Genomic DNA, 396 nt, shown 5'->3' with positions numbered 1-396 from the left:
TAGGCGAAACCGTGTCGATCACGGTAACCGATGCCAATGGTGATGCCCAAACCTTCACCGCTACTGTTCAGCCTGACGGTTCGTTTAGCGCCGATGTGCCTGCCAATATGGCCGATGGTGCCTACACGGTAGAAGCCACTGCCACCGATGCTGCCGGTAACGCCACTACGGCTACCGACAATAACGGTGAAATCGACACCGCAGCGCCAACCATTACGTTGGACGCGCAAACAACAGGTAACGACGCCACGCCAACGGTATCAGGCACCACCGATTTACCTGCCGGTGAAACCGTGTCGATCACTGTGACCGATGCTAACGGTGATGCCCAAACCTTCACCGCAACGGTACAGCCTGATGGCTCGTTCAGTGCGGATGTACCTGCGGATCTAGCCG

At 57.1% G+C, this 396-nt stretch carries 1 protein-coding gene; it reads left to right on the top strand.

Features of this window, described 5'->3' with window-relative positions:
- Positions 1-11 precede the first annotated feature (11 nt).
- A partial coding sequence (locus ACXAGX_RS20575; RefSeq protein WP_474840715.1) for an Ig-like domain-containing protein occupies positions 12-396 on the top strand: 385 nt, incomplete at its 3' end.

Source organism: Alteromonas sp. ABV4_515 (assembly GCF_056160345.1).
Note: the sequence above shows the minus strand (reverse complement) of the source record. Positions and strands in the feature narration are given on the sequence as shown.